Raw genomic sequence first — 20,696 nt, forward strand, 5'->3', positions numbered from 1 at the left:
CTGAATTTCCGCTATTTCGGAATCAAAGTCGATATGGTAGAGGCTTGCAGAACAGAGGAGTCCGATCATGACGCACGCCTATCTCGAGCACGTCGCCGCCACGCTGGAGCAGATCGCGGCGGACGGGATGATGAAACGCGAGCGGGTGATCACCTCGCCGCAGGGCGGACAGATCTCGGTCGGGCCGCGGGAGGTGATCAATCTCTGCGCCAACAACCATCTGGGGCTGGCCGATCATCCCGCACTGATCGCGGCGGCGAAGGACGCCATGGACCCGCGCGGGTTCGGCATGGCCTCGGTGCGGTTCATCTGCGGCACGCAGGATCTGCACCGGGAGCTGGAACAGAAGCTGGCCGCTTTCCTTGGCATGGAGGATTCGATCCTCTTTGCCGCCTGTTTCGATGCGAACGGCGGGCTTTTCGAGCCCCTGCTCGGGCCGGAGGATGCGGTCGTCTCGGACGCGCTGAACCATGCGTCTATCATCGACGGCATCCGGCTGTGCAAGGCGAAGCGGTACCGCTATGCGACCTCCGACATGGCGGATCTGGAGGGCCAGTTGCAGCTGGCGCGGGAGGAGGGCGCGCGGTTCATCCTGATCGCGACGGACGGTGTCTTCAGCATGGACGGGTATCTTGCGAAGCTGCCGGAGATCAAAGCCTTGGCCGAAAAATACGATGTGATGGTGATGGTGGATGACTGCCACGCCACAGGCTTTATGGGGCCGCAGGGCGCGGGCACCCCGGCGCATGCGGGGGTGGAGGTGGACATCCTCACCGGCACGCTGGGCAAGGCGCTGGGCGGTGCGATCGGCGGATATATCGCCGGGCCACAGGTGGTCATTGATCTGTTGCGCCAGCGTGCGCGGCCTTATCTCTTTTCCAACTCCTTGCCGCCTAGCATCGTGGCGGCGGGCATCACGGCGCTGGAGCTGGTGGCGCAGGGGGACGACCTGCGCACACGGCTTTTTGAAAACACCGCCTATTGGCGGGCGGGGCTGGAGGCGCTGGGATTTGACCTGTTGCCCGGGGAGCATCCGATTGTGCCGGTGATGCTGGGCGAGGCGCAACTGGCGCAGGATATGGCGGCGCGGCTCTTTGACGAGGGGGTCTATGTGTCGGGGTTCTTCTTCCCTGTCGTGCCGCGCGGGCAGGCGCGCATTCGCACGCAGATGAATGCGGCGCTGACCCGTGAGGAGCTGGACCGGGCGCTTGCGGCGTTCAAAACGGCGGGCACGGCCTGCGGGGTGATCTGATGACGAATGAGATGAAAGCGCTGGCGAAACTGGAGCCCCGGGAGGGGCTGTGGATGATCCATGCGCCGGTGCCCGAGATCGGGCCTGATGATGTGCTGATCCGGGTGAAGAAGACCGGTATTTGCGGCACGGACATTCACATCTGGAACTGGGACGACTGGGCGTCGCAGACCGTGCCGGTGCCGCTGATCACTGGGCATGAGTTTGCCGGGGAGATTGTCGAAATCGGCTCTAACGTGGGGGATTTGGCCATTGGCCAGCGCTGTTCGGGCGAGGGGCATCTGATTGGCAAGACCTCGCGGCAGAGCCGGGCGGGCAAGTTCCATCTCGATCCGGCGACGCGCGGCATCGGGGTGAACGAGCAGGGGGCCTTTGCGCAGTATCTGAAGCTGCCTGCGTTCAACGTGGTGCCGCTGCCGGATGAGATTTCCGATGACATCGGTGCGATCCTCGATCCATTGGGCAATGCGGTGCACACGGCGCTGAGCTTTGATCTGGTGGGCGAAGATGTGCTGATCACGGGTGCGGGGCCCATCGGGATCATGGCGGCGGCGGTGGCGCGGCATGTGGGCGCGCGCCATGTGGTCATCACGGATGTGAACGCCGACCGGCTGGCGCTGGCCGCGGAGGTTGCGGATGTGGTGCCGGTGAACGTGGGTGAGGCCGATTTGGCAGAAACAGTCTCTGATCTGAAGATGAAACAGGGCTTTGACGTCGGCCTGGAGATGTCGGGCAATCAGCGCGCGCTCGACCAGATGGTCGAGGCGATGACCATGGGGGGCCGTATCGCGATGCTGGGCATCCCGCCGGGCAAGTCGCCGGTGGATTGGAGCCGGATCGTGTTCAAGGCCATCACCATCAAGGGCGTCTACGGGCGCGAGATTTTCGAGACCTGGTACAAGATGATCGCGATGCTGCAGAACGGGCTCGATGTGAGCCGGGTGATCACGCATCGGTTTGGCGTGGATGCGTTTGAGGCCGGGTTTGCCGCGATGAAGTCGGGCCGGTCCGGCAAGGTTGTGCTTGATTGGACGGAGGCCTAGGGCGTGGCATCTGGACGGCGCGCGCCACCCGGGGTTTGGCGAGAGGTCAGTCGGTGTCAGCTGCGCGCTGGCGGGATGGGCTGACGCCCCTGCTCCGAGAGCAACCAGCCATGCCGCCCTTCGAAGACCGCCGCATGCAGGGGCCGGAAGTAGCCAGCGCCGCCGTCGAGGTTGACCCGGTTGCCGGCGTGTTCCGGCCAGTCGAGCGACGTGTGGCCATGCACCACAAGCCGCCCGTGGTCGGTCTGATCGTCGATGAAGCCTTTGCGGATCCAGATGAGATCATCCTCCACCTGCTCTTCGAGCGGCACCCCGGGGCGGAGGCCCGCGTGCACGAAGAGCAGGTCGTCCGTCACGTGCATCAGCGGCAGGTCGGCCAGAAACGCCCGATGCGCTTGCGGGACGGCCGTCCGGGCGGCCGCCAGAACAGGCTGCAACAGATCGGTTTCGTCAGCCGTGACGCCATAGGACGCCATTGTCTTGTCCCCACCCAGCCTTGGGTTGAACCAGTGCAACTCGTGGCTCGTGGCGCTGTCATAGACGGTCATGTCGTTGAGAAACCGGCTCAGGTAGCGGTCATGGTTGCCCTTGAGCGTGATCCAGTTGCGCCCCTGCATCTGCGCGTCGAGCAGGAACTGGACCACACCGCGGCTGTCTGGCCCGCGATCCACGTAGTCTCCAAGCAGAACGACCTGCGCATCCGGGCCGCCGTCCGTCTCGATGAGGGCGAGCACGCGCTGCAGCTCGTCGAGCTGCCCGTGCACGTCGCCAATGGCGTAGATTGGATCGGTCATGACAGCCTCCAGCGCACAGCGCGTCCTCGGTGAGGCGCGCTGTCATGCTTCTATCGACCTGTCAGGCCACGTCAAACTGCAAAGGCTTGATCTGGGTGAAGAGCCCGGTTTCCGCAAGTTTGGCGCGGGCCTCGGCGGGGACTGGTTCGTCGACATAGAGGATCGCAATGGCTTCGCCACCGGCCTCCGCCCGGCCCAGCGTGAAGTTCGCGATGTTCACGCCATTGTCGCCCATGGTCTGACCCAGGGCTCCGATGATGCCGGGCACGTCCTCATTGGTGGTGTAAAGCATGTGGGAGCCGATTTCGGCGTCGATGTTGATGCCCTTGATCTGGATAAACCGCGGCTTGCCGTCGGAAAACACCGTGCCCGCCACGGAGCGTTCCCGTTTGGCCGTGACCACCGTGACCTTGATGTAGCCTTCGAAGACCCCGGATTTGTCCTGGTTGGTCGTCGAAATCTGGATCCCGCGTTCCTTGGCGATCACGGGCGCAGAGACCATGTTCACATCCGGATTGGCCTTTTTCATGATGCCCGCCACGACGCCACAGTTGAGCGCCTCGAGGTTCATGCCGGCAACCACACCATCATAGAGGATATTGATCGCCTGAATGGGCTCATCTGTCATCTGGCCGATGAAGCTGCCCAAATGTCCGGCGAGCTTGACCCAGGGCCCCATGACCTTGGCCTCTTCTGCGGTGACCGAGGGCATGTTCAGCGCATTTTCCACAGCACCGGTGAGCAGGTAGTTCGACATCTGCTCGGCCACCTGCAGGGCCACATTCTCCTGCGCTTCGGTGGTGGCGGCGCCGAGATGCGGGGTGCAGACGACGTTGGGCAGGTGGAACAGCGGGTTCTCGGTCGCAGGTTCGGTCTTGAAGACGTCGAAGGCGGCGCCCGCCACATGGCCGGAGGTCAGCGCTTCGGCCAGCGCCTCTTCATCGACCAGACCGCCGCGCGCGCAGTTGATGATCCGCACGCCCTTCTTGGTCTTGGCGATGTTCTCGCGGCTGAGAATATTGGCCGTCTGGTCGGTGAAGGGCACGTGCAACGTGATGAAATCGGCCCGCGCGAGCAGATCGTCGAGCTCGACCTTTTCGACACCCATCTTCTCGGCCTTTTCCTGTCCGAGGAAGGGGTCGTAGGCGAGGACCTTCATCTTCAGCGCCCGAGCGCGGTCGCAGACGATGCCGCCGATGTTCCCCGCCCCGATCACTCCCAGCGTCTTGCCGGTGAGCTCAACCCCCATAAACTTGGATTTCTCCCATTTGCCGTCATGCGTCGAGGCCGAGGCCTCGGGGATCTGACGCGCCACGGCAAACATCATGGCAATCGCATGCTCTGCGGTGGTGATCATATTGCCGAAGGGTGTGTTCATCACGATCACGCCCTTTTTCGAGGCGGCATCCTTGTCGATGTTGTCGGTGCCGATCCCGGCGCGGCCGATCACTTTCAGATTGTCAGCGGCCGCGAGGATCTTTTCCGTCACCTTGGTGGCTGAGCGGATGGCGAGGCCATCATAGTCGCCGATGATCGCGGCGAGCTTCTCCTTGTCCTTGCCCACGTCGGGCTGGAAATCGACGTCGATACCGCGGTCGCGGAAGATCTGCACAGCGGCGTCGGAGAGTTTGTCGGAGATGAGAACTTTAGGGGCCATGTCGTTGGTCCTTGTGAGCTAAGTGGGGAGCGGTGGCCCAAGGCCCACCGGACCTGCAGGCAGGTGGGGTGGGCTTTCAGGCCACCCGGTGTTCAGGCGGAGATTTCGGTCTCGAAGGCCCAGGCGAGCCAGGGCAGCATGGCCTCGATATCGGCGGTCTCGACGGTGGCACCGCACCAGATGCGCAGGCCCGGCGGTGCGTCACGATAGGCACCGATGTCCAGCGCCACACCTTCGTCGGCCAACCGCGTCGCGATGGCCTTGGCGAAGGCCGCCCCGTCTTTGATCCGTGTGTCGGTGAACTTGAGACAGACCGAGGTGTTGGACCGGGTCGCGGGGTCACGGGCGAGAAAGTCGATCCAGTCGTGCGCCTCGACAAAGGCGGCGACGGCAGCCGTATTTGCGTCCGCGCGCGCAATCAGGCCGGGCAGGCCGCCGACCGCTTCCGCCCAATCGAGCGCCAGCAGGTAGTCTTCGACGCAGAGCATGGAGGGCGTGTTGATCGTCGCACCGGTGAAGATGCCCTCGATCAGCTTGCCGCCTTTGGTCAGGCGGAAGATCTTGGGTAGGGGCCAGGGCGGGGTGTAGCTTTCCAGCCGTTCCACGGCGCGGGGGCTTAGGATCAGCATGCCATGCGCCGCCTCGCCGCCCAGCACTTTCTGCCAGCTGTAGGTGGTCACATCGAGCTTGTCCCAGGGCAGATCGACGGCAAAGGCCGCGGAGGTCGCGTCGCAGAGCGTGAGGCCTGCGCGGTCCGCCGGGATCACATCGCCCGAGGGCATCCGCACACCGGAGGTCGTGCCGTTCCAGGTGAAACAGACATCGTTGTCGTAGTTCAGCGCGGCCATGTCGACAATCTCGCCGTACTCGGCAGTATGAACGGTGTGTTCGATCCTGAGCTGCTTGGCCACATCGGTGACCCAGCCCGCGCCGAAGCTTTCCCAGGCCACCATCTCTGCCGGGCGCGCACCGAGGAGCGACCACATGGCCATCTCGAAAGCGCCGGTGTCCGAGGCGGGCACGATGCCGATGCGATAGTCCGCAGGCACGCCCAGGATTTCGCGCGTGCGCTCGATCGTGGCCAGCAGCTTGGCCTTGCCTTCGGCGGCACGGTGCGAGCGGCCGAGCGGCGCGTCGGACAGTTTGGTCAGGTCAAATGTGGGGGGTTTGGCACAGGGGCCAGACGAAAAACGCGGGTTTACCGGCCGCGCAGCCGGTCGTTCAGTAGCCATCAATGCTATCCTTCCAGATATGCGCCCTTCGTTGGGGAAGGGTGTCCCACGGATGGGTCTATGGGGCTCCGGCCTCTGGCGCAACGGAAAAAACGCGGCTAGAACGGCGCCGCGTCGCAATTCTGCGACATCCTTTGCGCCAATCGGAAACTTCTTTCATGCCCATCGTCACCCTTCTGACTGCGCCCGCACGGCGCTTGCTCGACCCCGCGCTTGTCGAGGCGCTGCGCAATGCCTGGGGGGGCGGGGCGGTGCAGTGGCTCGCGCCGGATGAGGCGGCGGAGTTTGAGGTGCCCGAGATCCCCGGCAACCGTTGGGAGGTCTGGGCCGATGTGCAGGCGCAGGGGGTGGATCTGGTGGTGCAGCCGCGCGGGGGCCGTCGCAAGGCACTGCTGCTCGCGGATATGGACAGCACGATGATCCGGCAGGAGTGCATTGACGAGCTGGCCGATGAGGCGGGTGTGGGCGCGCGCGTGAAGGAGATCACGGCACGGGCGATGAATGGCGAGCTGGACTTCGAAGGCGCGCTGCGCGCGCGCGTTGGTCTGCTGAAAGACCTGCCGGTGTCGACCATCACACGGGTGCTGGAGGAGCGCATCGACTTGATGCCCGGCGGGAAGGTTTTGCTGGCCACGATGAAGGCCAATGGGGCTTATGCGGCGCTGGTCTCGGGCGGGTTCACGGATTTCACCTCTGCGGTGGCGGCGGACCTTGGGTTCGATGAAAACCGCGCCAACACGCTGTTGTCGGAGGGTGGGCGGCTGACCGGCGAGGTGGGGATGCCGATCCTCGGGAAACAGGCGAAGGTGGATGCGCTGGTCGAGATCACTGGGCGTCTGGGCCTTTCGGAGGCGGATGTTCTGGCCGTTGGTGACGGTGCGAATGATCTGGGCATGCTGCACCGTGCGGGCACCGGGGTGGCGCTGCATGCGAAGCCAGCCGTGGCCGCGCAATGCGACGTGCGGATCAATCACGGGGACCTGACGGCGCTGCTCTATCTGCAGGGATATGCCGCCTCGGAGTTCGTGACGGGCTGATCGGCGACGACTCGGGGCGAATGTGCTAGGCTGCGCGTGGCAGCAGAGGACAAGGGGGTCGAGATGCCAGACTATGTTTTTGCCTATCACGGCGGGAAGACACCGGAGACGCAGGAAGAGGGCGCCAAGGCTATGGCCGCCTGGGAGGCGTGGTTTCAGGACATGGGCGATGCGGTTGTGAACCCAGGGAATCCGGTGGGGATGTCAAAGACGGTGACGGCGACGGCGGTGGAGGACCACGGCGGCGCGAACCCGATCTCCGGGTTCAGTATCGTGACCGCGGACACCATGGAGGGTGCCGTGGGTCTGGCCAAGGGATGCCCCATGGTGGTCGACGGGTCCGGCTCCATCGAGGTGGCCGAGATTCACAATCTGATGTGATCAGGCCAGCGCCGCGGCGGGTCTGATCCAGCCGGTCTGGACCTTGCGGCGGTTCAGGATCGGCGCGTTCATGCGTTTGCGTGTGGCGGGGTGGTCGGGCTCCAGCACGCCGAGTTTCACCAGAATGGCGGCAATGGCGCATTCGGAGGCGCGGGTGCTGCCATCGGTGATCTTGAGCGCGATGCCGAGCTTCTGGTCGGGCAGGATGGCGGTGAAGAAGGCCTCCGCTCCGGTCTTGATCGCGACTTTGCCGTCCATGGCGCGCATCAGCTCGGTGCAGGCGCGCCCCTCTCCCGCGACGAGATCGGGGTGCAGGCGCATCGCCTCGTGCAGACGTGCCTCGGGGCTGTCCTGGGGCGCGGCGGCGAACTGTGCCATGGCACGGGCCATGCCGCGCAGGGTGCAGGCGAAGTTCGGGGCGGAGCAGCCATCGATCCCGAAACCGGGTGAGGTCTCATCGGTCACCGTCTCGAAGGCCTCGAGCGCGGCTGTCTGGACCGGGTGATCGGGCTCGATATACTCTGGTCCCGCGCCGAGATGTTTGGCGAGTGTCAGGAAGCCGGTGTGCTTGCCCGAGCAGTTGTTGTGTATCTGGCAGGGGCTCTTGGCCCCGCGGATGAGACCCTCGCGCGCCGCGCGGTTGTCTGGCATCTGCGGGCCGCAGCGCAGGGCGTCGTCATCCAGCGCGAGGGTTTCCAGCCAATCCGCGACCCGGTCGGTGTGGATCGCCGCACCGTTGTGCGAGGCGCAGGCCAGCGCCAGATGTTCCGATGTCAGCCGCGCCCGATCCGCAGCACCCGAGGTGATCAGCGGCAAGGCCTGGATCATCTTTGCCGAGCTGCGTGGCAATACGGTGGCGTCCGCATCGCCCCAGGCCTCGACGATGTCGCCGGACGCATCACAGACGACGGCGTGGCCGGCATGGGCGCTTTCCAGAAACTCGCCCCGCCAGATTTCGACCATGGGTGCCGCGTGTATCATTCCAGACCCTCAAGAAATTTGGCAAAAACCTGCACATCGCCCGTTCCGGTCTCGCGGATTTTGCGCTACTGTGACACTTGTCGAGGAGAACATCGGGTCTTGCAAGAGAAGGTGCCAAAAAGGCGCAGCGCAGACCACGGAGAATTGAGGTTAAGACGGCTGGAGGCTGTAAGACATGCGAGTTTTTCAAAAGGTTGCAGGGGTTGTGTCGGTGTTGGCGCTGACGGCTCTGAGCGCGCAGGCGCAGGATGAAAGCAGCAACGTGGTCGCCGAGAAGACCGACTGGACCGTCTTCGAGGAAACCGACCCCAAGGAATGCTGGGGCGTGTCGATCCCCAAGGAAACCGTGAACACCCGAGATGGCCGCGTGGTTGCAGCCCAGCGCGGGCAGATCCTGCTGATGGTGTTTTATCGGCCCGGCGCGGACGCCAATGGGGTGGTGACCTTCACGGGCGGATACCCCTTTGCAGACGGCTCCAAGGTCAATCTGGAGATCAGCGGCAGCAGTTTCTCGCTTTTCACGTCGGGCGAATGGGCCTGGTCGGAGAACGCTCAGGAAGATGCAAAGATCGTCGCCGCCATGAAACGCGGGGCCAATGCGGTGGTGACCGGGCTGTCGAGCCGCGGCACGACGACGAAGGACACCTTCTCGCTGTTGGGCTTTACTGCCGCTCTTGAAGAGGCCGAGAGGCGCTGCGCCAGCTGATCGCGGAGATCTGACGGTGTTTTCCTTTTGATCCTGGCGCAAACCTCTATATAGAGGCGCATCTTCGCCATGTCAGGAAAGCCCATGTCTGCCGCCGCGCCGATCACACAGGATGTTCACACCATTCCGCGCAAGCTGCCGGAGGGGCCCGTCAACCTTGTCGGGCTGACCCGGGATGCCATGCGCGCCGCGCTGATCGAGGCGGGTGTGCCCGAGAAACAGTCCAAGATGCGCGTGGGCCAGATCTGGCAGTGGATCTACCAGTGGGGCGTGCGCGACTTCGATGCGATGACCAACCTCGCCAAGACGTTCCGGGCGGAGCTGAAAGAGCGCTTTGTGATCGAGATCCCCGAGGTCGTCTCGAAGCAGGTGAGCGAAGACGGCACGCGCAAGTATCTTGTGCGGATCGCGGGCGGGCATGAGGTGGAGGTGGTCTACATCCCCGAAGAGGGGCGTGGCACGCTCTGCGTGTCGTCGCAGGTGGGCTGCACGCTGACCTGTTCGTTCTGTCACACCGGCACGCAGAAGCTGGTGCGCAACCTCACGGCGGGCGAGATCATCGGGCAGGTCATGATGGCGCGGGACGATCTGGGCGAGTGGCCCGAGATCGGGGCGCCCAAGGACGAGACGCGGCTTCTGAGCAATATCGTTCTGATGGGCATGGGCGAGCCGCTCTACAATTTCGAGAATGTGCGGGATGCGATGAAGATCGCGATGGATGCGGAGGGTATCCAGCTCAGCCGCCGCCGCATCACGCTGTCGACATCCGGTGTGGTGCCTGAGATCGCGCGCACGGCGGAGGAGATTGGCTGTCAGCTGGCGGTGAGTTTCCATGCGACCACGGATGAGGTGCGCGACCGGCTGGTGCCGATCAACAAGCGCTGGAACATCGCGGAGCTTCTGGACGCGTTGCGGAGCTATCCGAAAGTGTCGAATTCCGAGCGGATCACCTTTGAATACGTGATGCTGGACGGGGTGAACGACAGTGACGAGGACGCGCGGCGGCTGGTCAAGCTGATCGACGGGATCCCGGCCAAGATCAACCTCATCCCGTTCAACGAATGGCCCGGCGCGCCCTACAAGCGGTCGTCGAACAACCGGATCCGGGCCTTTGCGGATATCATCTACAAGGCGGGCTATGCCTCGCCGATCCGGACGCCGCGCGGGGAGGACATCATGGCGGCCTGCGGGCAGCTGAAGTCGGCGACCGAGCGGGCGCGCAAGTCGCTCCGGGAGATCGAAGCCGAGGCGGGTGTGGCCCGCGCCTGATGCGGCGGCGCGATGCCCTGATCCTCGGGGGGGCGGTGGCCGTGGCTCTGGCCCTGCCGCCGATCCTGCGCCGTCGGAGTGCCGCGTTTGATTTCACGGATATGCCGACCTTGCCGGGGTTCCGCCGGTTGGAGCGGGGCGCGCTGTCGGGCGGTGTGGACCTTTTTGCCGGGCTGCAGACAACGGAGGAGGAGGCGGCAAGCGCGCGCCTGCCCGAAGCGCTCTGCCCGCTGATCTTTCCGCAGAGCGTTGCGCCGGGTCATCTGCCGGTTGCGGTCTTCAGTGACTATTTTTGCCCCTATTGTGCGGTGCTGGACCGGCGGCTTGCGGAGATTGAAGCCTCTGGTGCGGCCATCTCACTGGTTTTTCACGAACTGCCACTGCTGGGGGAGCGGTCGGTGCAGGCGGCGCGGCTTGCCTTGGCGGCGTCGGCGCAGGCGGATCACAAGGAGGTTCATCTTGCGATGATGCAGAGCGTGCTGCGCCCGGGGCCCGCCGGTCTGCGTGATGTGGCGGCGCGGCATGGGCTCGACCCGGCGCAGCTTGCCCGGGATGTGGCAAGCGCGGAGATGGATGAGCGGGTGAATGACGCGCTTGCGCTGGGGCGGGCGCTGGGCATTCCGGGGACGCCCGGGCTTGTTGTGGGGCGGACGGTGGTTGTGGGCGCCTTGCCGGAAGAGGATCTGGTGCGTCTGATCGAATTGGAGCAGGCGCGGGGGTGGCCGGGCTGCACGCCCTAGACACGACTAAGGGCCGCCGGAGGGGCGGCCCGTGTTCTATCGGTGGCTCTGGTGCGCCATGCCCTGCGCCATGCCTTGCATGAACGCGGCGGCCAGTGGGGGCAGTTCCTGTGCCTCTTGGCGCGCGTTCTGCGGAACGGCGGGTGGATCATCCGATCCTGACCCGCGGGCGGCCACCATCATCAGCAAGCCCACACCGAGGTAGGCGCCGCCCATGATCGCGCAGGCGGTGATCGGGTCGGTGAGCGTCAGAAGCAGCATGAGCCCCGAGGCGCTCAGAAAGCCGAGCCCGACCAGACCCATCAGGGCGCCGACGCTGCCCAGCGCGAACCGCTGGGCAGCGTGGCGGATGGAGCGGCGAAGTCGCGCAAACATCTTACGACCGGCGTGCGACCAGGGACCCGACGAGGAAGCCGATACCTGCGGCGATCCCGACCGCCATGGCGGGTTGCTGGCGCACCGATTCTTCGGCCTTGTGATAGGCGGCTTCCGCCTCCGAGCGGACCTTTTCGCCCGCATCCTTGGCTCGGACCTGCGCGCTATCCATCGTCTCGGCCGCGGACGCTTTGAAGGCCGCGGCCTTGCTGGCGGCGCGCTCCTTGGCTTCGTCCTTCTTGTCCTGGGCAACCTCTGTCATAAGGGCAGTCAGGGCTGCGATATCCTGCTTGATCGTGTCGATTTGCGCTGTGACGTCCGTGACGTCGGCTTTTCCGTTTGTACGTGCCTGTGCCATTTGGCCCTCCTGAATAAAATGGGCCCCGGGAGCGGGGCCGCTGCAATGTGTTCGGGGTCTCAACGCGGTGTCTGCGGCAAAGGTTCCATGGCGCCTGCAAAGGCCGCCCGGCCCCCATCGCGCTGAGCCGGCTGGCGTCGTGGTGTGACTGCTTTTTGGTCACATCGATGATCGCTGGCAGAGCGGGCCCGATCACCTGCGCGGCGCGCTGATGGGCGCGACGGGTCGGGCGGCTCAAGCCCACAAGACAGACCGCGGGGTGCGCGGCGTGTTTTCAGTCGACCAGCGCGGAAATTCCGCTGCGCCGCTCCGGGTAGGCCACTTTGACCATGACACCCGCCAGCGCATCATAGGCCCGTGCCCAGGCCGCCTGCGCCGTGGCGGCGCCTTCGTGATCCAGAAGAACGGTGAGCATCTTCATCAGGGCCTCCCGAACCTGCTCGTAGTGCTTCTCCTCGACGCCATAGGCGAGATGCCGCAGCGCCAGATCCTTGACCACCGGTTCCAGCTCATCCGAATTCTGCAGTTGCGACACCACCAGCCCGAGCGTGCTCATGAGCTTCATGGATTGTGCGCTCATATCGGCCAGGAACAGGTCGCGCGTCTCGGGTGCGATTTCGAAGAGCGCCTCATAGAAGATATCGCCCGCGTGCTGCAGATCGGAGGACAGCTGCATGTAGGACGCACGGATGGCATCTATGTCGTCTTGGCTCAGATCCATACCCGTGCTCCGCCATCATCCCGCGATGTGCGCCCAGCCAAATGGTTTGTCCAGCGATGACAAGAGGATAGGCGATATCACCCTGGCGGGAACAGTAGGTTTTGGCACCCGATGGAACAACCCACATTTTTGCATCAGGGTCAGGCAAAAATGCAGGACATCTTGGTGCCACCACGCGTCGGGGAGCGAGATCCGGCACGAGGCGGTGCATGGTTTCGCTTTGTGCGACAGAGGTTTGCCTCGCCCGATACAGAGTTCTGCCAGTTCGCCCGGCGGGCGGCCCACCACCCCTTACGCCTTCCGAAGATGCGCATCTGATTTGAAGATCAGAGGGCGCAGCCGCCCGTGCCCGCCGATCTGCCACGCGAAGACTGCGGCCATGGGGCCGCACATTGCCAGTCCAGAGAGGCTGCGACGACACGGTTTTGGCTGAGTCGGAGCGCCATGCCTTCACCCCGATGGCGCCGGGCGCTTGGCTTGTCCGGATTTCCCTCGGTCAGGCTTTGAGACCTGGTGTGGAACGTCTTTTGGCCTCTACCTTCACGACGTGACCGGCCCAAGATGGCAGCTGGATCTCGGCGCAGGATGGGGGGACTGTCTCAAATAGGCCCAACTTGCCACTTCTCTTCGTTGCAACGAAAGTCCGTTTCCAAGCATCGGGGGTGAGTCATGAAAATCATGTGCTTAAACGGTTGGGGCGGCAAACTGCACGAAGAGTTGCTGCCTTACATCGCGACCACAGCCCCCGACATTCTGTGTCTTCAAGAGGTCGTGCACAGCCCCGAGACCGAAAAAGACTGGCTGACTTATCGTGACGGCGATCACGTTCTTCCGCAGAGGGCGAATTTCTTTCGCGATGTCTGTCGTGCATTACCAGATCACGTCGCAGTATTCTGCCCGGCGGCACAGGGCGTCTTGTGGGACGAGGAGAAATCCATCGCATCACAATGGGGCCTCGCGACCTTCGTGCATCGCTCTTTGCCTATTGTTGGGCAGGTGCAGGCATTTGTACACAAAGACTTTTCGCCGGTCGGATACGGCGATCACCCGAGGTCACGCAGTGCTCACGGGGTGCGTGTGTTTGACTATATTGCGAACCGCCCCTTGAGCGTCACACACATGCACGGACTGCGCGACCTGAATGGTAAGATGGATACGCCGGAGCGTTCGGCCCAAGCGCAGAAGTTGATTGATCTCTCCCGTCAGGTGTCAGAACCGGATGACCTGACGGTGATATGTGGCGACTTCAATGTTGAGCCGGACAGTCAAACGCTAAAGATCCTATCCGAAGCAGGCATGTCCGAGCTGGTGACTGCGCGAGGCTTCAAAGGCACTCGAAACTCGTACTACAAAAAACCGGGCCGGTACGCCGATTACATGCTGATCAATCGGGAGGCGGCGGTGACGGGCTTCGACGTCGTCTACGACCCGGAGGTTTCAGATCACTGCCCACTCATCTTGGAATTGTAACTCATCGCGGCAAAAGCCGACCTTGGTGCGACCGCAGCGACAGCTCACTTGGTCCCTCAAGCGACGCATGGAGACCAGATGCCATGAGTGGCTGGTCTGGGTCAGAAAGGTTTGACGATTGGGCGGTCAAAGCCTGACGCGGACCCTGCATAGGTCTCAGAAACCCGGCTGCACCGGGTTAAAGGTTTGAGACGTTCTACAGAACTTGCGTGGAATGTGAGGCGACCTTCACCTTCACGACATGAACGGACCCGGAATTGTACTGAGGGCACAGCTGACCGTGGCGCGGAAGGCGGCGAAATCGGGCTGTGAGCGCCGCCGACCGAACTTCTGTTTTGATGCGAATGTCCGGTCACTCACTTGGCCATTACCATCTGCCAAAGGGTGTCCATGTCGGTGCCTAGCTCTTCGCGGGAGGTGACGGTGGCTTCCTGATATGACCCGAGCCAGGCGAGATAAGCTACCCGACAACGCGCTTTCGCCACATCAGACGGCACGCCGGCTTCCTCGGCAAGTGCAGTCATGTATTGAACCCGGCGGGTGTCGATCAGCCGAACTTCCTTTTGCGCCTCTTCGTCCTGCAAGGCCCAATCCCGCATCCCAACTTCCAAACGCCCATCATCGGCATTGCAGGTGTGCAAGAGCCGCAGGAGCCGCGTGCTGGCATCCCCGCCAGAAGCCTCATTGTCCGCGATTGTGCGCTCGGTTTCTTCTTCCCGCCACCTTATCAAGACGGCATGCAGCAGAGCCGCCCTGTCTTTGAAGTGCCAGTAGAAGCTGCCACGTGTGATGCCGAGGCCCTTGGCGAGCGGATCGACCCGAACAGCGTTTACGCCACCTTCCCGAAACCGGGTATAGGCCGCATCGATCCAAGCCTTCGGGTCCAACCGGTCTGCGTCGGGTGTCGTCACCCGGCGACTGTTTTCTGGTTCTGACGTTTCCATACAGTGTGTATTGACTGCGGCGGTGAAATCGTCAAGACACTCACCATACATACTGTATGGAGGGAAATATGGATCGATCTGTAGTCACCGCTGCGGCGGCTGTGCTTGCGATGGCAACCGCCGCATCTGATGCCAATGCGCAGGACCGCACCCCCGTGGAAACACAAAACGTGGAAACTGTCTTGCGGCTGTTTGAAGACGGCTGGGGCGCGCGCGACGGCTGGCGCGACATCTGGAGAGGGACAATGGCACCCGAGGTCCGGTCCTTTTTCCACTCTCAGCCAGCCGTCGAGGGCATAGAGGAGGCAATTGCGTTCAATGCCGGCCTGTTCGACGGCTTCCCTGAACTGGCAGTGTCAGTCGAGGACGTGATGGCGGAGGGCGACAGTGTTGTTGTCCGCGCGCGTCTGACCGGCACGCAGGACGGGCCCTTTTTGGGCGCACCACCGTCTGGTCAGGCGGTTGATGTGCCGGATGTGACCCTCTTCACGCTGGCCAACGGCAAAGTTGTGGAGATGCGCTACTTCACCGATTTGCTTGCTGTCATGACGGCGATTGGCGCGGGTCCAAGGGACTAGAAGGAGTTCCTTGTGCGCGATCCATAGCACAGCGGAGGCTGGTGCCCAGCTATCCCGCGCCCGCTTCGTTCGTTTGGCCGGGCCAAGGCGCAGGGCGCGCATGAATGGCCTGTCAGGGCCTGAAATGCTTGACGATCCGGTCCACACTGTCTGACGCGGTATCCTGCTGGGGTTCGGAGAGTCTGCTGCATGGCGTCAGAAGTGCGTGACGTTGCGCATCCGGTGCGGCGTGTGCTGGGTTTCAGGCGTGACGGGCCCCAAAGCGGCCGTCCGTGCGTGATGATGAAAAGTGTAGAGGAGGTCCCCCTGTGGACCAATGCTGCGGCCCATACGCATGGCCGCTTGTGAATGTTGTGAATGAACTCAGCTGTGATACCAATGCGATCGGTTTCAGACCTTGGCGGGAGAAACACCGATGCTCGGCAATACCGAGACGCCATTGGCTTATATGGATCGGTGCAAAGATAGCTGGCGCCGCGAAGAACTGCAACGCATTCGGGCGATCATGAAATGGCAACCACCAGAGCTTGGTGAGTGCGGTCACTATCGGATGTTGGCATATGGGGTGGATGGCTCTTATGTTGTCCACCTCAACGGGCAGAAGGGGGATGTCAGCCGTTACGTTGGCACAGGCTGTACCCGCTTTTCCAAGTTGAGAGGGAGAGCAACATGCGTAGACCAATTCTTTGCGCGCGCTGTGGACATTGGCGGGTCTGAAAAGACGTAGATTTCTGACCGGAGCGGATGATGCTGTGAGGCCGCGGTCCGGTCGGTTGTGCAACAGCGGTGATCCTGCGCTTTGTGCGCATGTCGCCCTCTGATGGTGACGGCAAGAGGTGTCGGCGGTGCGGGAGAACTGGGGGTGTGCGAAGGCGGCGCGTGCTTACGCAGAAAACGGTGGCAGGCAGAACGACGTCGCGTCGGCGGCGCAGCGAAATCGCCGGAGCAGTCGTTCTAATGAGTAGTAAGGTTCGAGATGAAAGGACCGCCCTTTGCCATGATTGATTTCGCCGGTCGAGACGCGGGACAGGCTCGCGTTTTGCCGACAAACCCAACGCCACGCCAAGACCCCTCGCGCAACCGAGGCAAGGGCAGCTGTGCAAAGCCCGGATACCTGTGGCCCGCTGCACGGCCATGAGGCTGTCTCGCGATCAAATTGGGAATAGGACGTTCTTTCTCTACGCGCTTGCAGCACGTCACGTGTCGGGGCTGTGGTGCCGTTACGCCGCCTCCGCAATCATCATCGGGGAGCCTGTGTCACAGATCGGCACTCGATTTCATTGAGCTGTTCCCTCAGTCGCTTCAAGGCTGGCTCCTCACCCGGCGGCCGGAAAACTGACTATGGCCTCGTCTACTTGATAAACGCTTCTTGTAGATCGGACTGGGTCAAGAGGATATTTGGCGGGGCCGCTCCGATCTCATCCGCCTTCCCTCGACTTTGCCAACGTCACTCAGCCGCATCAACGGCTTCCATGGCCGCATCAGAGGATGGCTGGCGTGTGACACTGCAGAACTGCAAGTCAAGTATGCGAACCATCCGATCATCCAAAAGTATCAGGGCCTGAACCGACGTCGGATCGCCGCCACTCCCGGTCTCCGGTGGGCTTTGCATCTGATCCTCGGTCGGGGCAATGATGTCCGAGACACCGTCAACCAGAAGTCCGAAGGGCGTCCCGTCATTTTCGACAACAATGATAACACTCCGCTCGTTCACCTCAGGTGCGGCAAGGCCAAGGCGCACGGCGAGATCGAGCAGCGGCAAGACCTCGCCCCGCAGGTTGATGGCACCCAACACATGTTTGGGTGTGTCCGGCAGCGGTGCCGGCTCCATCCAGCCGCGGATTTCCTGAATCAGCCCGATGTCCACGGCATAATCCTGACCACCTGCCTGAAACGTCAGAAATTCTGTTTGATCGAGGGGTTTGGTCTTGGGCGCGTCGGATGTGCTCATCTCGGCAGTCTGTGTCATCGCTGACCTCCTTGGAACTTTCGTTTTCGTGTGCGCAGGCGGGCCTGGGCCGGCTCAGAACTTGCCTCTAGAATTCTTCCCATCCGTCGCTCGACCCGGCTCCACCTGCTGCAGCCATCTTTTGTGGCGCCTCTGCGGCAGGCTTGGAGGCTGGCCTCGGCATCGGAACAACCGCGCTCTCCACACCGGTTTGGAACCGAGCGGTGGATTGGCGCAGACTGTCTGCTTCGCTGGCCAGCAGACTGCTCGCAGCCGTGACCTCTTCGAAGGACGCCGCTTGTTTCTGGGTGTTCTGGTCGATCTGCGAGACCGCAGTGGTGATCTCGCTGATACCCGACACCTGCTCCGAAATCGCCGAGGCAATCTCATCGACGCCGGATGAAATGCTCACCACGCTGTCTGCAATGCTGGCAAGCGACGATTGGGCATCGGAGACCTTTGTGACGCCCTCCGAAACCGCGTCATCGCTCCGTGTAATGACGGCATCGATCTCCTTGGCGGCCTCGCTGGCCCGCTGGGCGAGCTGGCGCACTTCGGAGGCGACAACGGAGAACCCACGACCCGCTTCGCCAGCGCGCGCGGCCTCGACGCCCGCGTTCAGAGCCAGCAGGTTGATCTGGAACGCAATGTCGTTGATCACGCTGACCACCTGCGCAATCTCTTTCGACGCCTCCGAAATCCGGCTCATCGAGTCGGCAGCATCAGCAGCGATCTTGCCGCTGGACTGAGCCGTCTCCCGTGCGGATTTTGCATTGTCACTCGCGTCGGAGACGTTGTTGCTCACCTGCTTGATGCTGGCCGACAATTCCTCCAATGCGGCGGAGGTTTCCTCCAGCGAGGCGGCATTCTGTTCGGCCTGGCTGGAGAGTGCGCCAGCGGTGTCGTGCAACTCGGACGAGGAGGAGGCCAGCGTCATTCCGCTGCCGGAAATCTCCTCGACCAATACTTTGAGCGCATCGACCATGCTGTTGACATTGCCCTGCAGGTCGGCGAACGCGCCGCGGAAATCACCCTCCATGCGTCGGGTCAGATCGCCCTGCGCGATACGTTCCATGACCTCGCCGGTGCTCGACAAACCCCCATCGACGATGTCGAGGAGCTGGTTGATGTTCTCGGCCAGCTCATTGAACATGTTGTCGGCAAACCTGGCCTCGACACGTTCGGTGAACTCGCCCTGGACGGCGGCCTCGAACACCTTGCCGAAAGATCGGCCGACATCGGCGATCATCTGCTCCCGTTCGGCCGAGGCTTTGCGGTCTTCTTCCTCTTTCTGTTTCGCAAGCTCGACCTCACGCTTGGCGGCCTCTTCGCGCTCGGCGGCCATCTCGGCCATCTCCTTGCTGGCTTTCTCCTGCTCTTCGTTGAGCGCGGCGACCTTGATCGCGTTCTGCTTGAACACCTCCGTTGCACGGGCCATCTGGCCGACCTCGTCGCCGCGACCCTGGCCGGAGACCTCGACATCGTTGTTGCCGTCGGCAAGCCGCCGCATGGTTTCGGTCAGCATGTTGATCGCATTGCCAATATTTCCACCGACGAGCCAGGCGAAGGCAGAGCCGATCAGCAGCGCGATAACCAAGGCGACGCCGATCGAGGTGACGGTCATCGCGCGGGTCTGCCTGTTTTCGGCTCGGCGCGTTTCCATCAGATCCTGTTCGATCGCGTAGAATTCCTCCATCAGCGCGCGAAACCCGTCGAAATACTGCTTGCCGCGGGCCTCGCCGACGATGTCGGCCATGTTGTCCATGGTTTCGGAATCGCCGATCTGGCGACGCAGTTCGACCATCGGCGTGACCACATCGGTCACCCAGGTGTCGACGGTCTGCTGTACCTCGCCGAGGAGTTCCACCTGCGCGGGGTTGTCGCTTACCGTTTGGGACAAGTCCGCAACCAGCAGGTTGAAGGAGTCGACACCCGCGTTGAAGGGGTCCAGGAAGACGTCGTCGCCGGCGATCAGGAAGCCGCGCATGCCGGTTTCCATATCGACCGCCGCGGCGAGAATGTCTTTCGCCTGTATGATCACCTTATTGGTGTGTTGCACCCAGTTCAGGGCATCGCGGGTCGCCGCTTCGGACGCGCTGCCGCTGGCGAGCAGGCGCGAAAACGTCTCCTGCCGTTCGGCCAGGAGGGTTTCCTCGCGCGCGATGAACGTGGCGATCAGGCCGCGAAACCGGTCGAAATAGACCTTGCCTTCGCCTTTGCGCACCTCAGCCGACATGTCGTTCATCGTGGGCGCATCGCCAATGGCCCGGCGCAATTCGATGTTGGGCTCCGCCACCAGGGTCTGCCAGTCCCGCAGGATGTCTTCGGCGTCTTGCAGCCGCGCAACCTGGGGCGAGTTGTCGCTGACCGTCTGGCGCAGCTCCGCAAGACTCGCAAAGGCGTCGTCACGTCCGCCGTAGTAGGGATCGAGAAACTGCTCCTGTCCCGCCAGCAGATAGCCGCGCAGGCCGGTTTCCATATTCAACGCAGACATGACGATTTCCGTCGTCGATTGCAGCACATTCTGCGTGTGATCCACCCAGCCCTGGGTCCGGTCCATCCGGTTCAGATTGATCAGCGCAACCGCGCCAATGATGAGCATCAGAGCAAGGGGGATCGCGGCGGTCAGCAGCACCTTGGACTTGGTGTTGATGTTGGAGAGGGAAAACCGGCCGCGCGCCGATTGTGGGGTGGTGATCTGCGACATCGACTCAGTTCCTTTGGACGTGACGTGTATCGATGCGTGCAAAAGCTTTCGAAATCGTAATTTTTTACGGGGACGCCGCTGTGCATGCCTTCGAAGGCCAATTCGCCGACGCATTGGCCCGCTCGCGGATGGTCACGACCGACCGGTGGGTGCGCCCCTGCGGGAGAGCTGCAGCCGAGCGATTGCGTCAAATTCTGGTCGCGGATGGCGGACCGTTTCTCCTGATGTGCTGCACCAGATCGACGACATTCCAAGCAGGAGCCGCTGTGGATCGGGACATGCGGCGACGCGGCAGCTTGGACGTGGTGCCTTGTGATGAGGCGCGCTGATGGCCCGGAGCACGGGCGCCGCATGACAGCAGGGGAGTTGCCGTGGATGCAGAGCATCGGCTGCGCGCCCTATGGACTCGGGCCTCAGGGCGCCAAGGCGTGTCGGGGGCGCGAATGGCTGGACGATGGGGGTTTTCCACATCACGAATGGTCTTTCCGGCGGGGCCGATGCGT

Annotated in this window: 19 protein-coding genes; 9 read left to right on the forward strand and 10 right to left on the reverse strand. The window is 62.9% G+C overall.

The features are described 5' to 3' along the window. Positions 1–67 precede the first annotated feature (67 nt). Positions 68–1,252, forward strand: coding sequence for a glycine C-acetyltransferase (locus tag Q1A71_RS05315; protein WP_299672611.1), 1,185 nt, complete (start codon positions 68–70; stop codon positions 1,250–1,252). Then, entirely contained in the window at positions 1,252–2,295 is a 1,044-nt protein-coding gene (gene tdh, locus Q1A71_RS05320; RefSeq protein WP_299672614.1) for an L-threonine 3-dehydrogenase, read from the forward strand. Before Q1A71_RS05315 ends, tdh begins: the two co-directional genes overlap by 1 nt. A gap of 56 nt (positions 2,296–2,351) precedes the next feature. Here the strand turns inward: tdh and Q1A71_RS05325 are convergent, their stop codons facing one another. From Q1A71_RS05325 to Q1A71_RS05335, 3 genes are all read right to left on the reverse strand, one after another. Further along, on the reverse strand, positions 2,352–3,089 hold the full coding sequence (locus tag Q1A71_RS05325; RefSeq protein ID WP_299672617.1) for a metallophosphoesterase family protein: 738 nt from the start codon (positions 3,087–3,089) through the stop codon (positions 2,352–2,354). A 61-nt stretch (positions 3,090–3,150) separates the two neighbouring features. Then, positions 3,151–4,746, reverse strand: coding sequence for a phosphoglycerate dehydrogenase (gene serA, locus Q1A71_RS05330; RefSeq protein ID WP_299672620.1), 1,596 nt, complete (start codon positions 4,744–4,746; stop codon positions 3,151–3,153). 92 nt (positions 4,747–4,838) lie between these two features. Continuing rightward, positions 4,839–5,978 carry a phosphoserine transaminase gene (locus Q1A71_RS05335; protein WP_299672623.1) on the reverse strand — a complete coding sequence of 380 codons (1,140 nt, stop codon included), beginning with the start codon at positions 5,976–5,978 and terminating at the stop codon, positions 4,839–4,841. Positions 5,979–6,136: 158 nt separating this feature from the next. Between Q1A71_RS05335 and serB the strand changes: the two genes are divergently transcribed. Both serB and Q1A71_RS05345 read left to right on the forward strand, forming a co-directional pair. Beyond that, on the forward strand, positions 6,137–7,015 hold the full coding sequence (serB, locus tag Q1A71_RS05340; RefSeq protein ID WP_299672626.1) for a phosphoserine phosphatase SerB: 879 nt from the start codon (positions 6,137–6,139) through the stop codon (positions 7,013–7,015). Positions 7,016–7,078: 63 nt separating this feature from the next. Further along, entirely contained in the window at positions 7,079–7,396 is a 318-nt protein-coding gene (locus Q1A71_RS05345) for a hypothetical protein (protein WP_299672629.1), read from the forward strand. Here the strand turns inward: Q1A71_RS05345 and Q1A71_RS05350 are convergent, their stop codons facing one another. Then, the gene (locus Q1A71_RS05350) at positions 7,397–8,377 is read right to left on the reverse strand and encodes an asparaginase (RefSeq protein WP_299672632.1); all 981 of its coding nucleotides are present in this window, start codon (positions 8,375–8,377) and stop codon (positions 7,397–7,399) included. Positions 8,378–8,552: 175 nt separating this feature from the next. Here Q1A71_RS05350 and Q1A71_RS05355 point away from each other — a divergent pair, with 175 nt between their 5' ends. The 3 genes from Q1A71_RS05355 to Q1A71_RS05365 all read left to right on the forward strand — a co-directional run bounded on the left by Q1A71_RS05355 (position 8,553) and on the right by Q1A71_RS05365 (position 11,092). After that, positions 8,553–9,083 (forward strand): invasion associated locus B family protein, encoded by a 531-nt coding sequence (locus Q1A71_RS05355; protein ID WP_299672635.1) that lies wholly within the window; start codon positions 8,553–8,555, stop codon positions 9,081–9,083. A gap of 84 nt (positions 9,084–9,167) precedes the next feature. Beyond that, a complete protein-coding gene (rlmN, locus tag Q1A71_RS05360; protein WP_299672637.1) occupies positions 9,168–10,352 on the forward strand; it encodes a 23S rRNA (adenine(2503)-C(2))-methyltransferase RlmN in 1,185 nt (394 codons plus the stop codon). Next, positions 10,352–11,092, forward strand: coding sequence for a DsbA family protein (locus tag Q1A71_RS05365; RefSeq protein WP_299672640.1), 741 nt, complete (start codon positions 10,352–10,354; stop codon positions 11,090–11,092). Before rlmN ends, Q1A71_RS05365 begins: the two co-directional genes overlap by 1 nt. 36 nt (positions 11,093–11,128) lie before the next feature. Here the strand turns inward: Q1A71_RS05365 and Q1A71_RS05370 are convergent, their stop codons facing one another. The 3 genes from Q1A71_RS05370 to Q1A71_RS05380 all read right to left on the reverse strand — a co-directional run bounded on the left by Q1A71_RS05370 (position 11,129) and on the right by Q1A71_RS05380 (position 12,546). Then, complete coding sequence (locus tag Q1A71_RS05370) at positions 11,129–11,467, reverse strand: phage holin family protein (protein WP_299672643.1); 339 nt, start codon at positions 11,465–11,467, stop codon at positions 11,129–11,131. 1 nt (position 11,468) lies between these two features. Beyond that, positions 11,469–11,825, reverse strand: a complete 357-nt coding sequence (locus Q1A71_RS05375; RefSeq protein ID WP_299672646.1) for a DUF883 domain-containing protein — start codon at positions 11,823–11,825, stop codon at positions 11,469–11,471. A gap of 274 nt (positions 11,826–12,099) precedes the next feature. Further along, positions 12,100–12,546, reverse strand: coding sequence for a globin domain-containing protein (locus Q1A71_RS05380; protein WP_299672648.1), 447 nt, complete (start codon positions 12,544–12,546; stop codon positions 12,100–12,102). A 669-nt stretch (positions 12,547–13,215) separates the two neighbouring features. On the opposite strand from Q1A71_RS05380, the gene Q1A71_RS05385 reads away from it, so the two are divergent. Then, positions 13,216–14,016, forward strand: coding sequence for an endonuclease/exonuclease/phosphatase family protein (locus tag Q1A71_RS05385; protein ID WP_299672650.1), 801 nt, complete (start codon positions 13,216–13,218; stop codon positions 14,014–14,016). A gap of 356 nt (positions 14,017–14,372) precedes the next feature. Here Q1A71_RS05385 and Q1A71_RS05390 read toward each other — a convergent pair whose 3' ends face one another. Then, positions 14,373–14,927, reverse strand: coding sequence for a TetR/AcrR family transcriptional regulator (locus Q1A71_RS05390; protein WP_299672652.1), 555 nt, complete (start codon positions 14,925–14,927; stop codon positions 14,373–14,375). Positions 14,928–15,028: 101 nt separating this feature from the next. Between Q1A71_RS05390 and Q1A71_RS05395 the strand changes: the two genes are divergently transcribed. Further along, on the forward strand, positions 15,029–15,538 hold the full coding sequence (locus Q1A71_RS05395; RefSeq protein ID WP_299672654.1) for an ester cyclase: 510 nt from the start codon (positions 15,029–15,031) through the stop codon (positions 15,536–15,538). 1,447 nt (positions 15,539–16,985) lie between these two features. Here the strand turns inward: Q1A71_RS05395 and Q1A71_RS05400 are convergent. Together Q1A71_RS05400 and Q1A71_RS05405 are read right to left on the reverse strand one after the other, a co-directional pair. After that, positions 16,986–17,507: a chemotaxis protein CheW gene (locus Q1A71_RS05400; protein WP_299672657.1), complete on the reverse strand. Its 522-nt coding sequence runs from the start codon at positions 17,505–17,507 to the stop codon at positions 16,986–16,988. A gap of 67 nt (positions 17,508–17,574) precedes the next feature. Then, a complete protein-coding gene (locus Q1A71_RS05405) occupies positions 17,575–20,193 on the reverse strand; it encodes a CHASE3 domain-containing protein (protein WP_299672660.1) in 2,619 nt (872 codons plus the stop codon). Positions 20,194–20,696: the final 503 nt, after the last annotated feature.

This window comes from uncultured Roseobacter sp. (assembly GCF_947493125.1).
Taxonomy (GTDB): Bacteria; Pseudomonadota; Alphaproteobacteria; order Rhodobacterales; family Rhodobacteraceae; genus Roseobacter.

Coding starts and splice junctions, on each gene's coding strand:
- Q1A71_RS05315 (WP_299672611.1), top strand. CDS start 68: ATGACGCACGCCTATCTCGAGCACGTCGCCGCCACGCTGGAGCAGATC.
- tdh (WP_299672614.1), top strand. CDS start 1,252: ATGACGAATGAGATGAAAGCGCTGGCGAAACTGGAGCCCCGGGAGGGG.
- Q1A71_RS05325 (WP_299672617.1), bottom strand. CDS start 3,089: ATGACCGATCCAATCTACGCCATTGGCGACGTGCACGGGCAGCTCGAC.
- serA (WP_299672620.1), bottom strand. CDS start 4,746: ATGGCCCCTAAAGTTCTCATCTCCGACAAACTCTCCGACGCCGCTGTG.
- Q1A71_RS05335 (WP_299672623.1), bottom strand. CDS start 5,978: ATGGCTACTGAACGACCGGCTGCGCGGCCGGTAAACCCGCGTTTTTCG.
- serB (WP_299672626.1), top strand. CDS start 6,137: ATGCCCATCGTCACCCTTCTGACTGCGCCCGCACGGCGCTTGCTCGAC.
- Q1A71_RS05345 (WP_299672629.1), top strand. CDS start 7,079: ATGCCAGACTATGTTTTTGCCTATCACGGCGGGAAGACACCGGAGACG.
- Q1A71_RS05350 (WP_299672632.1), bottom strand. CDS start 8,377: ATGATACACGCGGCACCCATGGTCGAAATCTGGCGGGGCGAGTTTCTG.
- Q1A71_RS05355 (WP_299672635.1), top strand. CDS start 8,553: ATGCGAGTTTTTCAAAAGGTTGCAGGGGTTGTGTCGGTGTTGGCGCTG.
- rlmN (WP_299672637.1), top strand. CDS start 9,168: ATGTCTGCCGCCGCGCCGATCACACAGGATGTTCACACCATTCCGCGC.
- Q1A71_RS05365 (WP_299672640.1), top strand. CDS start 10,352: ATGCGGCGGCGCGATGCCCTGATCCTCGGGGGGGCGGTGGCCGTGGCT.
- Q1A71_RS05370 (WP_299672643.1), bottom strand. CDS start 11,467: ATGTTTGCGCGACTTCGCCGCTCCATCCGCCACGCTGCCCAGCGGTTC.
- Q1A71_RS05375 (WP_299672646.1), bottom strand. CDS start 11,825: ATGGCACAGGCACGTACAAACGGAAAAGCCGACGTCACGGACGTCACA.
- Q1A71_RS05380 (WP_299672648.1), bottom strand. CDS start 12,546: ATGGATCTGAGCCAAGACGACATAGATGCCATCCGTGCGTCCTACATG.
- Q1A71_RS05385 (WP_299672650.1), top strand. CDS start 13,216: ATGAAAATCATGTGCTTAAACGGTTGGGGCGGCAAACTGCACGAAGAG.
- Q1A71_RS05395 (WP_299672654.1), top strand. CDS start 15,029: ATGGATCGATCTGTAGTCACCGCTGCGGCGGCTGTGCTTGCGATGGCA.
- Q1A71_RS05400 (WP_299672657.1), bottom strand. CDS start 17,507: ATGACACAGACTGCCGAGATGAGCACATCCGACGCGCCCAAGACCAAA.
- Q1A71_RS05405 (WP_299672660.1), bottom strand. CDS start 20,193: ATGTCGCAGATCACCACCCCACAATCGGCGCGCGGCCGGTTTTCCCTC.